The sequence below is a fragment of the Pseudomonas sp. G7(2022) genome, assembly GCF_052660475.1.
Genome location: NZ_CP109659.1, coordinates 2,211,999 through 2,226,982, shown reverse-complemented (window position 1 = coordinate 2,226,982; position 14,984 = coordinate 2,211,999). Strand labels below are relative to the sequence as shown.

14 protein-coding genes and 2 pseudogenes are annotated in these 14,984 nt (G+C 60.7%); 11 read left to right on the top strand and 5 right to left on the bottom strand.

Going from position 1 to position 14,984, the window contains the following annotated elements:
• Positions 1–21: 21 nt before the first annotated feature.
• From iolB to NE357_RS10030, 3 genes are read right to left on the bottom strand one after another with little or no spacing between them, the layout of a single operon-like run.
• Positions 22–831, bottom strand: a complete 810-nt coding sequence (iolB, locus tag NE357_RS10040; RefSeq protein ID WP_169429694.1) for a 5-deoxy-glucuronate isomerase — start codon at positions 829–831, stop codon at positions 22–24.
• On the bottom strand, positions 828–1,721 hold the full coding sequence (iolE, locus tag NE357_RS10035; protein WP_007956043.1) for a myo-inosose-2 dehydratase: 894 nt from the start codon (positions 1,719–1,721) through the stop codon (positions 828–830). Before iolE ends, iolB begins: the two co-directional genes overlap by 4 nt.
• Before the next feature lie 43 nt (positions 1,722–1,764).
• Positions 1,765–3,702, bottom strand: coding sequence for a bifunctional 5-dehydro-2-deoxygluconokinase/5-dehydro-2-deoxyphosphogluconate aldolase (locus NE357_RS10030; RefSeq protein ID WP_169429693.1), 1,938 nt, complete (start codon positions 3,700–3,702; stop codon positions 1,765–1,767).
• A gap of 310 nt (positions 3,703–4,012) precedes the next feature.
• Here NE357_RS10030 and NE357_RS10025 point away from each other — a divergent pair, with 310 nt between their 5' ends.
• The 7 genes and pseudogenes from NE357_RS10025 (at position 4,013) to NE357_RS09995 (ending at position 8,629) form a co-directional block, all read left to right on the top strand.
• Positions 4,013–4,933: a MurR/RpiR family transcriptional regulator gene (locus NE357_RS10025; RefSeq protein ID WP_102621554.1), complete on the top strand. Its 921-nt coding sequence runs from the start codon at positions 4,013–4,015 to the stop codon at positions 4,931–4,933.
• A gap of 120 nt (positions 4,934–5,053) precedes the next feature.
• Positions 5,054–6,175, top strand: a complete 1,122-nt coding sequence (locus tag NE357_RS10020; protein ID WP_169429692.1) for a Gfo/Idh/MocA family protein — start codon at positions 5,054–5,056, stop codon at positions 6,173–6,175.
• Positions 6,176–6,321: 146 nt separating this feature from the next.
• Positions 6,322–6,429, top strand: a pseudogene (locus NE357_RS10015) (transcriptional regulator); the annotation flags it as partial.
• Positions 6,426–6,860, top strand: a complete 435-nt coding sequence (locus NE357_RS10010; protein ID WP_169429691.1) for a YeeE/YedE family protein — start codon at positions 6,426–6,428, stop codon at positions 6,858–6,860. The pseudogene NE357_RS10015 and the gene NE357_RS10010, both read left to right, overlap by 4 nt.
• Before the next feature lie 2 nt (positions 6,861–6,862).
• Positions 6,863–7,282, top strand: a complete 420-nt coding sequence (locus tag NE357_RS10005; protein ID WP_169429690.1) for a DUF6691 family protein — start codon at positions 6,863–6,865, stop codon at positions 7,280–7,282.
• A 14-nt stretch (positions 7,283–7,296) separates the two neighbouring features.
• Positions 7,297–7,424 (top strand): annotated as a pseudogene (locus NE357_RS10000) (DUF2892 domain-containing protein); the annotation flags it as partial.
• Positions 7,425–7,549: 125 nt separating this feature from the next.
• Entirely contained in the window at positions 7,550–8,629 is a 1,080-nt protein-coding gene (locus NE357_RS09995) for an ArsO family NAD(P)H-dependent flavin-containing monooxygenase (protein ID WP_169429689.1), read from the top strand.
• 125 nt (positions 8,630–8,754) lie between these two features.
• Here NE357_RS09995 and NE357_RS09990 read toward each other — a convergent pair whose 3' ends face one another.
• Positions 8,755–10,083, bottom strand: coding sequence for a sensor histidine kinase (locus NE357_RS09990; RefSeq protein ID WP_169429688.1), 1,329 nt, complete (start codon positions 10,081–10,083; stop codon positions 8,755–8,757).
• Entirely contained in the window at positions 10,080–10,739 is a 660-nt protein-coding gene (locus NE357_RS09985; protein WP_169429687.1) for a response regulator transcription factor, read from the bottom strand. The genes NE357_RS09990 and NE357_RS09985 overlap by 4 nt, the downstream gene beginning before the upstream one ends.
• Positions 10,740–10,871: 132 nt before the next feature.
• On the opposite strand from NE357_RS09985, the gene NE357_RS09980 reads away from it, so the two are divergent.
• The 4 genes from NE357_RS09980 to NE357_RS09965 all read left to right on the top strand — a co-directional run bounded on the left by NE357_RS09980 (position 10,872) and on the right by NE357_RS09965 (position 14,919).
• Entirely contained in the window at positions 10,872–11,195 is a 324-nt protein-coding gene (locus NE357_RS09980) for a PepSY domain-containing protein (RefSeq protein WP_169429686.1), read from the top strand.
• A 92-nt stretch (positions 11,196–11,287) separates the two neighbouring features.
• Entirely contained in the window at positions 11,288–11,758 is a 471-nt protein-coding gene (locus NE357_RS09975) for a DUF2271 domain-containing protein (RefSeq protein WP_169429685.1), read from the top strand.
• A gap of 25 nt (positions 11,759–11,783) precedes the next feature.
• The gene (locus tag NE357_RS09970) at positions 11,784–13,964 is read left to right on the top strand and encodes a PepSY domain-containing protein (RefSeq protein ID WP_169429684.1); all 2,181 of its coding nucleotides are present in this window, start codon (positions 11,784–11,786) and stop codon (positions 13,962–13,964) included.
• Positions 13,948–14,919, top strand: a complete 972-nt coding sequence (locus NE357_RS09965; RefSeq protein WP_249314388.1) for an FAD:protein FMN transferase — start codon at positions 13,948–13,950, stop codon at positions 14,917–14,919. The genes NE357_RS09970 and NE357_RS09965 overlap by 17 nt, the downstream gene beginning before the upstream one ends.
• The last annotated feature ends 65 nt before the right edge of the window (positions 14,920–14,984 follow it).

Genomic DNA, 14,984 nt, shown 5'->3' with positions numbered 1-14,984 from the left:
TCTCCGTGCGAAAGTTGGAATTCAGAGATCCAGCAGCCAGCTGTGCTGCGGGTCGTTATGGAACTGCCAGACGCGTTTCGGCCCGGCCATCACGTTCAGGTAGTAGGACTCGTAGCCATACGGCACGCTGACCGGGTGATAGCCCTTGGGCACGACGACGAGGTCGCTGTTTTCCACGGCCATGGCCTGATCGATGCTGCGGTCGTCGGTGTAGACCCGCTGGAACACGAAGCCCTGGGGCGGGTTGATCTGGTGGTAGTAGGTTTCTTCGAGAAAGCTCTGGTGCGGCAGGTCGTCGGTGTCGTGCTTGTGCGGCGGGTAGCTCGAGGAGTGCCCCGACGGCGTGCGCACTTCCACCACCAGCAGCGAATGGGCCGGTTCACTGTCCGGCAGAATGTCGCAGACATAGCGGGTGTTGGCGCCCTTGCCGCGCACGCTGCGCTTCATGGCTTCAGGCCTGATCAGGCGCGGGCCGAGGTCCGTAGTGGTCGAGCCGGGAGCGGCACAAACCGCCACTTGCGCATCACTCAATGCCACCACCTGCGCCTGACTGCCGGGTGGCAGGTACGCGGCGAACGGGGATTTGTCTTCGAACACCGACTGGCGATCACCGAGGTTGTCCCAGTTGAAGGCGCCCTGCCCCGGTGCTTCGCCGTGGATGCCGATCCGGCCGCTGAGCAGCACCAGGCACAGCTCCTTGTCGCCTGCGGCAACAGGCAAGGTTTCACCCAGGCTCAACCGATAGGCGGCAAAACCGACGTATTGCAGTTCACCTTCAGCCAGCTCGACCATGGTACGGCCACGGGCATTGCTTTTGACCAGCAGGCTCATCGTGCAGTCCTCTCGTCGAGCAACGCGCGCAAGGTGTCGAAGCCTTTTTTTGCGTAGACATAACTCGGCGCCACTGCCGGATCCTGCTCGGCCTCGACCACCAGCCAGCCGTGGTAATCGGCCGCCAGCAGCACGTCCAGCAGTTCGGCGAAGTCGATGTCACCATCCCCCGGCACGGTGAAGGTGCCGTTGATGATGCAGTCGGGGAAGCTCCACAGGTTGTTACGCGCCAGTTGCACCACCGGTTTGCGCACATCCTTGAAGTGCACGTGGCAGATGCGCGACAGGTGCTTGCGCAGCACCTGCAAGGGTTCACCGCCGCCCATGTAGCAATGGCCCGAATCGAACAGCAGCCCGACTTCATTGCCGGTCAGCGCCATCAGGGTATCGATGTCCGACGGGGATTCGACGTAGGCGCCCATATGGTGGTGATACGCCAGACGCACGCCTTGTGACAGGGTGAAGCGCGCCAGTTCGGTCAGCTTGTCGGCGTATTGTTGCCACGCCTGTTCGGTGTGAAAACGCGGGCGCTCGACCAAGGGAATTCGCTGGCCCTGAATCGAGTCGGCCACCTCACCGTAAACCAGCACGTTCGCGCCGTTCTTCGCCAGCAGCTCGACATGGCTGGCAATCGCGTCGATTTCCTCGGCCACCGAACGACGTGCGAGGCGACTGGAATACCAGCCGGACACCAGCGCCAGGTCATACGGGCGCAGCACGTCGCCAACGCCTTTGGCGTCCTTGGGAAACTTGCCGTTGAGTTCGAAGCCTTCATAACCGATGGCCTTGCCTTCGCTGAGGGCGGTGCTCAGCGGTGTTTCACCGCCGAGGGACGGCAGGTCGTCGTTGCTCCAGGAAATCGGGTTGATGCCAATTCGGATAGCGGGCATGGCTGCACCTTTTATTGTTATTTCTAGAATGTTCAACCGCGGCTCAGGCCCGGGCCGTGCGCCAGGCATCGATCAGCTCGACGAAGGTGCCCTGTACCTGGCGGATCAGCGTTTCGTCGTCGATTTCCCCGGCCAGCCAGGAGCGGCTCGGCGCCTGGAAAATCGTCCGGCCCACGGCGAACCCACGGCAGGTCTGACTCTGACTGGCCTGTTGAAAGCCTTCGGCCAACGCTGATGCAGGGGCATTCAGGCCCAGCAGCACTACGCCTCGGCAATAGGGATCGCGCGCCTGGATCAGTTCGTCGAGCTGTCGCCATTCCTCGGCGCTTTGCGCTTCTATCTTCCACCACGCCGGGTAGATGCCCAGGTTGTAGAGGCGTTTGAGCGCGCGATACAACACATCGGGATGAGGTGAGGGGTGATCCTTGGGCGGGATGATTTCCAGCAGCAGTTCATGACCGCTGACTTGTGACGCCTGATACAGCGCCTTGATCTGCGCCTCCTGCTCCAGGCGCAGCATCGGTTCGTCGTCCGGGTGAAATTGCACCAGGCATTTGATGATTTGCTCTTGCGGCCAGACGATCAGGTTGCTGCCGATCGAGCGCCCATGCTCGAAGGCCAGCGGCCGCGAGCCCTGCACCTCGACCGGCCGCGCCACCCACCAGCCTCGACCGGTGGCGGCGTTCAGCGAGTCCTGGCCGAAACGCTGATCCGCCAGCAGCCCGACATCGGCTTCGATGCCCTGCTCGCGCAGATCTTTTTCGACACGCTCTACGGCCTTGATGAACAGTTGCTTGAGTTCGCCGATGGCGCCGAGGTCGCGTCCGCCCTTCTGGGCCAATTCAACCAATTGCCCGCGATGGTCGAAGGCAAAGATGAACAGTTGCTTCCACTGTTTGCGCGGCACACTGACCTGATGCAGACGTTGCAGGATGGCGTCCTGATCAGGCCGGGTAATCGGCACCGGGCTGCTGAACAGGTAATCGAGCTCGGCACGGGTTGGCATCGCCGGTGCGCAGGCATGGCGCGATACCACCAGACCACCGCAGGCATTGGCCAACTGGCAGCAACGCTCGTCGCTGGCATCCTCCAGCCAACCGCTGAGGAAACCCGACATGAACGCATCGCCGGCGCCCAGTACGTTCAGCACTTCGACCCGCACCCCGGGATAAATCGCGCCGTCTTCAAGACGCGCCGGAATCTCTCCGTGAATCACCGTGCAACCTTGTGGGCCGAGTTTGACCACCAGGGTCGCTGCACTCAGCCGCCGGACATTGCGCAGCGCAGTGAGCAAATCCTCGGAACCACCGGCCATCAGAAACTCTTCTTCGGTCCCGACCACAAGGTCGAAGCGCGGGAGGATTTGTTGCACATGTTGAGTGACGTTCTGATCGGCAACGAAACGGGTTTCGCCGTCCGCCTTGCCGGCGAGCCCCCACAGGACCGGGCGGTAGTCGATGTCCAGCACCCGTTTGACGTTGTGCTTTTCGGCGTAGTCCAGCGCCTGGGTGCTCGCCTTGTAGACGCCGTCGGTGGAGAAATGGGTGCCGGTGATCAGCAAGGCTTTGCTGGAGGCGATAAAGGCTTCGCTGATGTCTTCGGCCCGCAGCGCCATGTCGGCGCAATTCTCACGGTAGAAGACCAGGGGAAAGGTTTCCCGATCCTTGAGACCGAGCAGCACCATGGCGGTCAGTCGCTCCGGATCGACCTTGATGCCGCTGACATCGCAACCTTCACGGGCCAGGGATTCGATCAGGAAACGCCCCATGTGATCGTCGCCGGTGCGGCTCAGCATCGCCGATCTGAGCCCCAACCGGGCGGTGCCGAACGCGATGTTGGCGGAGGAGCCTCCAAGGTATTTGGCGAAGCTGCTCACATCCTCCAGCCTTGCCCCGACTTGCTGCGCATAGAGGTCGACGCCAAGGCGTCCGAGGCAAATCAGATCCAATTGACGTCCACTGGCAAAACGAGTCTGGCCCATGCTGGCTCCTGTTATTTTTATCAGCCTGTGCCCGACGCGGTGACCGCGCCGGGCACTCTTGGTGGATGCAGACTAAAACGAGCCGGATCGAACAATCAATAAATATTCCAATTATTTTTCACGTGGAATATTTTTTCCAATAAACTTCAGTGCAGGCGCTCCAGACACAGTGCATCGTTTCAGCAGGGATCCTGCTGGCGCAAGCTCAAGATTTTGTCCGGGCCGAGCCTGTAGACTGCGCACAGCCAACCTATTGTCAGGGGACGATACGTACAACCGTCCCTATAAGAACAAGCCAGAAGGATTATTTATGTCCCGCACCGATCAGCCGGCTACCGCCGAGAGCACGCCCGAGAGCGATCTTGCCAGCCCCCCGATCAATGCCGAGCGTCTGCTGCAGCTCATTACCCGTGAATACGAAAGCCTGCCGCGCCAGCTCAAACGCATCGCCAGTTACATGAGCCAGCAAAGCGACCGGATCATGGTCGACCGCATCAGCGACATCGCCCGCGAATGCGAAGTGCATCCGTCGGCCATCGTGCGGTTCTCCCAGCGTTTCGGTTTCAGCGGTTTCAGCGAAATGCAGGCGCTGTTCCGCGAGGCGTATACCCACAAAGCCACGCCGGTGCAGAACTACCAGCAGCGCATTCGCAGCATGATCGCCAACAAGTCGCAGAAAGCCAGCGGCGGCGACCTCGCCCGCGAGTGCATCGACGCCACCCTGTCGGGCATCGAACGCCTGGGGCAGGAGCTCGATGACCAGGCCTTCGAAAAGGCTGTGGACCTGGTGGTCAATGCCGACAATATCTACGTGGTCGGCGTGCGCCGCTCGTTCGCCGTGGCCGACTATCTGGTCTACAACCTGCAACACACCAACAAGCGCATCCACCTGGTCTCGGGCCTCGGCGGCAGCTACCGCGAGCAAATGCGCAGCGTGCGCGCCAATGACCTGGTGATCGCCATCAGCTTCACGCCGTACGGCAAGGAAACCCAGCACTGCCTGCGCATCGCCCAGCACCATCAGGCGAAAACCTTGATCATCACTGACAGCAATCTCTCGCCATTGGCCAAGCGCGCCAACACTTTGCTGCTGGTCAACGAAGGCAGTTCGTTCGCGTTCCGCTCCTTGAGTGCGACTTTGTGCCTGTGCCAGGCGCTGTTTATCGCGGTGGCCTATCGACTGGAGTTGAAGGTGGACGAGATTCACGAGCAGGTCGGGTTCGAGGACTGACCGGAGCTCCGTCATCCCAGCTGACACGCCAACTCAAAATATTTATTCCATTATTTGAGTGTAGGGAATATTTATTCTATAAACAGGACCTCTGAAAACAAGAACTCAAAGGATCCTGTCATGCGTGAACTCGGAATCGGCCTGATCGGCACGGGCTTCATGGGGCGCGCCCACGCCCTGGCCTTTCGCAATGTCAGCGGGGCATTCGAACTGCCCTTCACCCTTCGTCTGGCCGCTCTGGCTGACGCCGATCCCGCACGCGCAAAAGCCTGCGCCACCGCCTGGGGCTTCGAGCAGGCCCATGGCGACTGGCAGAGATTGATTGACGACCCCAAGGTCAACCTGATCGACATCACCACACCCAATCACCTGCACTATCCGATGGCCATGGCCGCCCTTGCCGCTGGCAAGCCGGTGTACTGCGAAAAGCCGCTGGCGGTGAATCTTGAGCAAGCTCATGCGATGCACGTGGCAGCGAAGCATGCCGGCGTCGTCACCCGGGTCGGCTACAACTATCAGCACAACCCGATTATTGGCCTGGCACGCGAGCTGATCCTGAGTGGCGAACTCGGCGAGATCATCAGTTTTCAAGGTGAATTCAGCGAAGATTTCATGGCCGATCCAGCTTCGCCCTGGTCGTGGCGTTGCGAACCCGAACATGCCGGTGGAGCCCTGGCAGATCTGGGCAGCCACCTGCTCGCCATGGCGCGCTACCTGCTGGGCGATGTCGAAGCGGTGTGCGCCGACTCCCACACCGTCCATCGCCAACGCCCAACCACAACCGGCAGCCAGGAACAACGCCGCATTGCGGTCGACGATCAGGCCCATGCGTTGCTGCGCTTTGCCAGCGGCGCGCGCGGCACCTTCAGCAGCAGCTGGCTCAAGCATGGCTACAAGAATCATCTGAGCTTCGAAGTCAGCGGCACCCTAGGCACCCTGGCGTTCGATCAGGAGCGCCTGAACGAGCTACGCCTGTGTCGCGCCGGCCAAGGCGGCTTCCAGCGTTTACTGGCCGGACCGGACTTGCCCGGCTACGCCGCATTCAGCCCGGCGCCTGGGCATCAGCTGGGCTACAACGAGCTGAAGACGCTGGAAGTGCATGAACTGATCATGGCTCTGGCCGGGAATGGACAAACGGGGACTGATTTCGCGGAGGCGTTTGAAGTGGAACGACTGGCGACGGCGATTCGGATCGCGGCTGAGGAGCGGCGCTGGGTGTCTGTCTATGAAATCACTGGCTAGTTTTGTGGGGGCAAAAAAAAGCCGATCCAGGTGATCGGCTTGAGTGTCGGATTTTGATGAGGAGGGAAACTGGTGGACCTGTCCCGTGACAACGGACGCCAAGAAGCGATACTTAAATCGCTATCTTGGAGGTTGCCATGTACCCAAGCACTCGCCGTGACGCAAAGCAGGTGTTCTATTGCATCAGCAGTCCCGCAGCATTGGCAGTCATCCAAACCCTGTATCAACACTTTTGCGTAGGAGAAAGCTCGTGAATGTCGACTGGCTCAACTTCACTCCCTGGTCATCCCTTGCCGGTGGCGCATTGATTGGCCTGGCGACCAGTCTATTCGTCGTCGCCAACGGGCGCATCGCCGGGATCAGCGGCTTGCTCGGCAGTCTTTTACAGCGTGGGAGCGAGGGCGTGAGTGAGAAAGCACTTTTTCTCCTGGGCCTGCTCATCGCGCCGCTTCTATGGGGTTTGTTCGCCGCGCTGCCGCAGATTGAGTTCAAAAGTGGCGGGGGCGGACTGATCGTCGCCGGTGTATTGGTCGGCATCGGCACCCGATACGGATCAGGTTGCACCAGTGGCCATGGGGTCTGCGGCATATCGCGCCTTTCGCCGCGATCGATGGTCGCCACTGTGTGCTTCATGTTCAGCGGTTTCGTCACGGTGTTTGTCTTGCGTCATCTGCTGGGGGGTTGAACATGACCAAACTGACTGCGTTCATTGCTGGCCTGCTTTTCGGCCTGGGCCTGCTTCTGGCAGGCATGGCCAACCCGAGCAAAGTACTCGCTTTCCTGGATTTAACCGGTGCCTGGGACCCTTCCCTGGGGTTGGTCATGGTCGGGGCCATTGGCGTGGCCATTGGCCCGCTTACCTGGGCCCGCCGACAATCCAGTTCGCTGTTGGGAAGGCCAATGCAGCTACCGGTCAAACGTGAGTTGGACCCGCGCTTGATTGGCGGGAGCCTGTTGTTCGGCATCGGCTGGGGAATAGCGGGCATCTGTCCTGGCCCCGCAGTGGCCATTCTACTGACAGGGCACTGGCAAGTGATCGTGTTCATGTTGGCCATGCTGGCCGGCATGTTGTTGTTTACTGCACTGGAGCGCCGGCGCAGCCATTGATTGGAAGATCCGCCATGAAAGCGGACATTCGAACCATTGACCGTAGCCTGTGCATTGTCGCTGGCCTGCTTCTCATTGGCCTCAGTCTGTCCGGTGTGATCGGCGCGGGGGTCGGATCAGTTTAGTGCCGCTGGCCACTGGTAGTGAGCACTCCATTTCCTGAACGATCCACGCGTGTTCTTTGCATCCTCAAACTCTGAGCCAGATCAGTTGGATTCAAACGTGGGTCGCTATACTGGCCACCGGCATCGACTTTAGGTTTCCACCATGACTCCTTCGCCCAGCGAGCAACGAGATGTAGTGATTATCGGTGGAGGTCAGTCAGCCTTGGCGGTAGCGTATTTCCTGCGCCGAACTCAACTTTCGTTCGTCATCCTCGACGCAGAGGAAGAGCCCGGTGGTGCCTGGCGGCATGGCTGGAACTCGCTGCGCTTATTCTCTCCGGCCACCTGGAGTTCAATACCCGGCTGGATGATGCCGCCCGCGCAAGAAGGCTATCCCACACGAAATCATGTAATCGACTATCTCAACCAATATGAGCAGCGCTACCAATTTCCGGTGGAACGCCCGGTTCGGGTCGTTTCCGTGGAACGCTTAGAGTCTGGCTTACGAGTACGTTCTGACGGCAAGTATTGGGATGCCAAGGTAGTAATCAGCGCTACCGGCACCTGGAGCAATCCGTATATCCCCCACTACCCTGGTGCCGAATTATTCGCCGGTCGGCAATTGCATTCCGCGAACTATGTCGATGCACAAGCGTTTGCTGGCAAGAAGGTTTTGGTGGTGGGTGGTGGCAATTCAGGAGCGCAGATTCTGGCAGAAATATCCAAGGTCGCCGAGACCACTTGGGTAACCGCTACTGAACCGGTCTTTTTGCCTGACGATGTGGATGGACGGGTGCTGTTCGAGCGCGCCACTCAGCGCTTGAAGGCCCAGCAAGAGGGGCGTGTCATTGACCAGCCGGTCGGCGGGTTGGGAGACATCGTCATGGTGCCACCCGTTGTAGAAGCCCGTGAGCGTGATGCTCTCAAGTCTGTACGCCCATTTGAACGTTTCACTCGCGATGGCGTGATGTGGGCCGATGGATCTGAATCTGCAGTGGACGCGGTCATTTGGTGTACCGGGTTCAGGCCCGCACTTCAGCATCTGGATACGTTGGGGGTAATCGACACTGAAGGTCGCGTTAAGGTCGACGGCACTCACTCGATCCAGGAACCAAGACTATGGCTGGTGGGTTATGGCGAGTGGACAGGTTCGGCTTCCGCCACGCTGATCGGTGTAACACGCACAGCACGCAGCACAGTGAATGAGATCGCGGCCTGTCTTGGCGATCCGTCCGTGCACTAGTGCGCCTGCATCCCAGGAGTAGAGGACATGAATGAAATGAGCCTGTGGACGCGCCGAACTCAACTTTCGCTCGTTATTCTCGACGCTGAGAAAAAGCCAAGTGGCGCCTGACAACCTGATTGGAACTAGGCAAGCGGTAACCAGACGCACACTTCGAACCCCTCCTGTCGACCTGTTGCAGGGGAAAACAATTTCATTCTCGCGTTGACCCCCTGCACGATGGTTTTAGTAATCGCCAACCCCAGCCCTGAACCACTGATTTCACTGTGACCGCGCACAAAGCGCTCTGTCAGGTGCTGCAATACCGACTGCGGCACCGCCGGGCCGCTATTGACCACCCGTAGCTGTGCCTGTTCGGTGAGACTGACATCGATCGGTTGATCCGCTGCCCCGTACTTCAGCGCATTTTCGATCAGGTTGCGCAACAGGATGCCAAAGGCGTCCGGATCAATGGTCGAGTACACGCAGGTCTGGTTTGGCAGCTGCAACCTGATCCGGTGCCCACTGCGGTTGTTCCACTCATCAACCACATGGGCGAGCAACGGAATGAGGTCCTGAGGCGTTTCGGACAACAGGCCACCACCTTCGGCCTTGGCCAGTTGCATGAGTTTTTCCGAAAGCCGCGCCAGCTCGCGTAACGCGTTTTCGATTTTCGCCGCACGTACTCGCAACGGGCCCTCGGGCGCCTCTTGGTGGAGTCGCTGGATTTGCGCCAGGGTTGCCGCCAGTGGCGTACGCAGTTCATGGGCGCTGTTGGCAGTAAAGCTGCGTTCGCTCTCCAAAGCCTTGCGCAAGCGCTCCAGCAGGTGATTGACCGCCTCCGCCAATGGTGCGATTTCCGCCGGCAATCGCGCCCCGCTGATCGGCGACAGATCACCCACCCCACGAGTCTCCACGGCACGACGATAGGCCAATACACTGCGCAAGCTGATGCGCACAAACAACCACGTGCCCAACAGACTGATGGGAATCAGCGCCAATAATGGCAACAACAGGGCAAGCAACGCTTCACGTGCCGCTTCACGGCGGTGTTCCAGAGGTTCGGCAATCTCGATAAACACTGTTTCACGTAGCGCACTGGCGCCGTACAGACGGTATTTTTTTGTGGTTGAAAAGCCTTCGGCCGGTTGTTGGTTGAAGATCTTCGGGTTGGCGTCGTGGGACTGCATCAGGATCTCGCCCTTGGCATCGCGCACCAGGTACGTCAGGTATTCCTTGTGCATTTTCAGGGTGGCGACATGTTGTGCCTCACTGGGGTTTTCCCGGTTGCTGATTTCCAGCACGGCTAGGGGCAGAATGCGCTGCGCAGTCTCTTCCAGTGCACTGTCGAACGCCTCGTTCAATTCATGCTGCACCACCAGCCAGGCGCCAACGGTCGCCGCCAGCCACAGTAAGGTCGTGCCCAGCGTCAGCCCCAGGCCGAGGCGTTTTTGAAGGCTTGACGACGGCTTCATGCGGACATCAACCGGTAGCCCATGCCCCGCACGGTTTCAATCAGATCGCGCCCGAGTTTTTTACGCAACCGACTGATGTAGACCTCGATGGTGTTGCTCTCGATTTCGGCGCCGAAGGCATACAACCGCTCTTCTAGCTGCGACTTGGACAGCAGCGCGCTGGGACGCTGCACAAACGCTTCGAACAGCGCCCACTCCCGCGCGGTCAGGTCCACCGTCGCACCGGCCCGCAACACCGTGCGGGCACTCATGTCGACCTGCAAGTCGCCGAGTCTGATCTGTGGATTGGGGTTGCCGCTGCAACGCCGGGCCACCGCCGCCACACGGGCCGACAGCTCGAACAGGTCGAACGGTTTGACCAGGTAGTCGTCGGCGCCCGCGTTGAGGCCAGCGATACGATCGGAAATCTGATCCTGGGCGGTCAGGATAATCACCGGGGTCACGTCCCCTGCCGAACGTTGCTGACGCAAAAAATCCAGCCCGCGACCGTCCGGGAGCATCAGGTCCAGCAGGATCAGGTCGTAAGACGTGGTGCGCACGCTGTTGCGCGCGTGGTCCAGGCGCTGCACCCAATCGACGGCGTGGCCGTCATCGGCAATCTGCTCGCGCACCGCTTCCCCCAGGCCTGGAGCGTCCTCGACCACTAGAACCCGCATCTGGCACCTCCTGTGATGGTTGTCATGCAGCACCTTAATCGCCTTACCTGACGTGAATCTGAAGATTCAGCTGGTTGTCAGGAATGCACCTTAGGGTATGCCACAGACACCGACCTCGGCAGGAGACAGATCATGAAAACAGGTTCTATTGCCAATGCCACGCTGTTGAGCCTGCTGCTCAGTGGTTACGCCCTGGCCGATGACGATTGCAGCGACCCGGTGAGCGACTGGCAACCGCGCGAAACCTTGCGTCAGCAGGTCGAGCGGCAATACGGCTGGAGCGTGCAACGCATCAAGGTCGACGACGGTTGTTACGAGCTCAAGGGGCTGGATCGAAAAGGCAACGCCATCGAAGCCAGCTACTCACCGGCCTCGCTGCGTTTGCGCACACTCGAGATCCATTTCCGCGACGACGGCGATGCCAGGGATTACCTCGGCAGCCCGCTCACCGAATGACGCCTTACCTGTCGATGAGTTTTCCCTGCGCGTCAGGTTGCTGTCAGCAAGCAGGTCCAGGCTCTCGACCTAACGATCAAAAGGACACCCTCATGAAAAAGATCATCGCAACCACCTGCCTTGCCGGCGCCATTGCCCTGCCGGGTCTGGCTCAGGCTCGTGAAGTGACCTTGACCACACAGCTCAAGGACTACAGCGGCAATGATGCCTACCTGGCGATCTATGTCACCGACGCCAACGGCCAATACCAGAAAACCCTTTGGGTGGCCGGCAAGAAAGCCAAGTACTACAAGCACCTGAGCGACTGGGCCCGTGGCAGCGGGATGAACCCGAGCGAGTTTGACGGGGTCAGCGGCGCCAGTGTCGGCAGTGGGCGCACGCTAAAAGTCAGCGTCGAACTGGCAGACACCCTGATTGATGCCGGGTATCAGATCCGCATCGACAGTGCCGTCGAGGACAAACGCGACGCTCGCGCCGATGTCAGCGCGCCGCTCACGTCCAAGGGCGCGGGCCAGCCGGCGACCGGCAGCACCTATGTCGAGTCCTTTACTTACGATCTGTAGCACTTGCCCTTTCTGGAGGCTGAACATGCTTCGCCAGTCCCATTCCCTGCCCGGCCTGATCGCCGCCCTGTTGGTCATGCTGTTGGCCATAAGCGGTGCGATCCTGTCGGTCGACCCGGCGCTGGAACGCTTGCACAACACCGCCACCGCCGCCGGGCAACTCAACGTCGGACAACTGGCCGGACGTGTGGCCAATCACTTCCCGGGCGTGGAGCAGATCCAGCGCACGGCGTCCGGGACGGTCATCGTCTACTACAACAAGAACGGTCAGGCCGGGGCTGAAACGGTCGATCCACTGACCGGCGAAGGCCTGGCGCCTTATGCACCCTCCGCGTTTACGCGTTGGGTGAAAGAGCTGCACCGCTCGATGTTCCTTGGCACGCCAGGCCACGGAGCGTCGGGTGTCGGCGCGCTGTTCATGCTGATGTTGTCGGTGTCCGGCGCGCTATTGCTGGCCCGGCGCCTGGGTGGCTGGCGCAACTTGCTGCGGCCACTGCGGGGCACCTTCAGCCAGCGCTGGCATGCTGAAGTTGGGCGACTGGCGTTGCTCGGGCTGCTGCTGTCGACATTGAGCGGGCTCTACATGTCCGCCACCACGTTCGGTTTTATCGCCGACGGCAGTCAGAGTGAACCCGCCTTCCCCGCCCACGTCAGTACCGGTCCGACCTTGCCGGTGGCGACACTGCAAGCCTTGCAGGCCACCGACCTCAACGACCTGCGCGAGCTGGTTTACCCGAGCCCTGGCAACCCGCACGATGTGTTTTCCCTGCGCACGGCCCAGGGCGACGGCTACGTGGACCAGGCCAGCGGCGCCTTGTTGTCCTATCAAGCCCATGACTCGATGCACAACCTCTACGAATGGATCTATCAGTTGCACACCGGCGAAGGCCTCTGGTGGCTGGGCCTGCCGCTTGGACTCTGCGCCCTCTGCGTGCCGTTGATGAGCGTGACCGGCATCCTGTTGTGGTGGCGCCGCCGCAAGGCTGGCCCGAATATCCGCCACAACAGCCCTGCCCACTCCGCCGACAGCGTAATTCTGGTGGGCAGTGAAAATAACAGCACCTGGGGCTTTGCCAAAACCTTGCACGACGCCTTGCACCAGAGTGGTCATCAGGTGCACAGCGCGGCGATGAATGATTGGGTGGGTGATTACCGCAAAGCCCAACGGGTGTTCATCCTCACCGCGACACACGGTGACGGCGATGCGCCGGCCTCGGCTTCGCAGTTCCTGGCGCGGCTGGCCAAAACCGGCCTCAAGCCCGGTCTGCCTTTTGCGGTGCTGGGCCTGGGCGACCGTCAGTTTGCACAGTTCTGTCAGTACGCCCATCAGGTGCAGGACGCGATGTTGCAGGCCGGCGGCTCGCCATTGCTGGGGTTGGAAACCGTCAACCGCCAGTCCTCTCAGGAGTTTGCCCGCTGGGGGCATGCGTTGGGCGAAGTGTTGGGGCAGGATCTGGTGCTGGTTCACACCCCGCAGCAGCCGCGTACCCATCAATTGCAGCTGACAGAGCGGATTGCCTATGGCGAACAGGTGAATGCGCCGACCCACATCCTGCGCTTCAAAGCCTGCGGCGAGCTGCCGGGTTTTCTGGCCGGTGACCTGGTCGGGATTGTGCCCCCCGGCAGCACGATCCCGCGTTTCTACTCGCTGGCCAGCGGCTCCCGGGACGGCGTGCTGGAGATCTGTGTGCGTAAACACAACGGTGGCATGTGCTCGCAATTCCTTCATGGCCTGAACATCGGCGCGCAGATCGAAGCCTTTATCCAGCCCAACCCGCAATTTCGTCCGGCGTCGGGCGCGCACCCGGTGATCCTGATCGGCGCCGGTACCGGCATCGGTCCTCTGGCCGGTTTTATCCGAAACAATAAGGCCAGGCACCCGATGCACTTGTATTGGGGCGGGCGCAACCCGACCTCGGACTTTCTCTATGAGCCGGAGCTCAATCAATACTTGTCAGACCGTCGCCTCACGGCACTGCGCGCGGCCTTCTCTCAGGTTCAGGACCGCTGCTACGTTCAAGACCGGCTGATCGGCGATGCCTTGACCTTGCGCCGGCTGATTGAAAAAGGTGCCCAAGTGCTGGTGTGTGGCAGCCGCGAAATGGCCAAAGGCGTGATACAGGCCCTCGATGAAGTGTTGGCGCCTCTCAACCTGAGTGTGCTGACCCTCAAGGCACAAGGACGCTACCGTGAAGACGTCTACTGAGTTGCAGCGCTATAGCCTGAACGGCGAAACCATGGGCACTCGCTACACCGCCCTGTTTTATGCAGGGGCCGGTATCGATGCCGACGACGTTGGCCATCGCCTGGCGCGCGCCGTGGCCCGAGTGGACCAGCAAATGTCCACCTGGAAACCCGACTCGGACATCAACCGCCTCAACGCCGCCCCCGAGCAGGAATGGGTGTCCGTGCCCAAGGAACTGGCCACGGTGCTGTCGGCTGCGCTGCGCGTCAGTCAGCAATCGGGCGGCGCCTTCGACATCGCTGTCGGTGACCTGGTGAACGCCTGGGGGTTCGGCCCCGGGGAACAGACAGTCACAGAGCAGACGATCGGCACGATGCCGCTGCGCGCACGGCTGTTGGCCAGCGCCGCATTAGTGGTTGACCCGCAACACAATCAGGCACGCAAGCGCCTACCGCTGAACCTTGACTTGAGTGGCATCGCCAAAGGTTTTGGCGTGGATGAACTGGCCCGCTGCCTGGAGGGTTTGGGCATCACCCGCTACCTGGTCGGCATCGATGGCGAAATGCGCGCCCGGGGCGTCAAACCTGACGGCCAATGCTGGGTCGTGGCCCTGGAAAAGCCCAACCGGGGCGTGCGGGAAGTCATGGGCGTGATGGAACTTGGCGATGCCGCTATCGCGACCTCCGGGGACTATCGACATTGGGTAGACGTGGGCGGTCAGTCCTATGCTCATACCATGAACCCGGCCACCGGCGCGCCGCTGTGCAACCCGCTCGCCGCCGTCACCGTGGTGGCGGCCTCGTGCATGCTCGCCGATGCCTGGGCCACGGCGTTGATGGTCCTGGGCGAAACCGAGGGCCCACGTCTGGCTCAGGAACGCGGGATGGACGCGTTGTTCGTGCTGCGCGAGGGTGAACAATTCAAAGAAATATCCATTGTCGGCGGCCAGTTGCAGGCGCAAATTGAAACCCGCTGACGCAGATTGCCGGGCCGCTCGGAACCCATCCGACGTGAACCGCCTAATGTCAGGGAGCCCCGTTC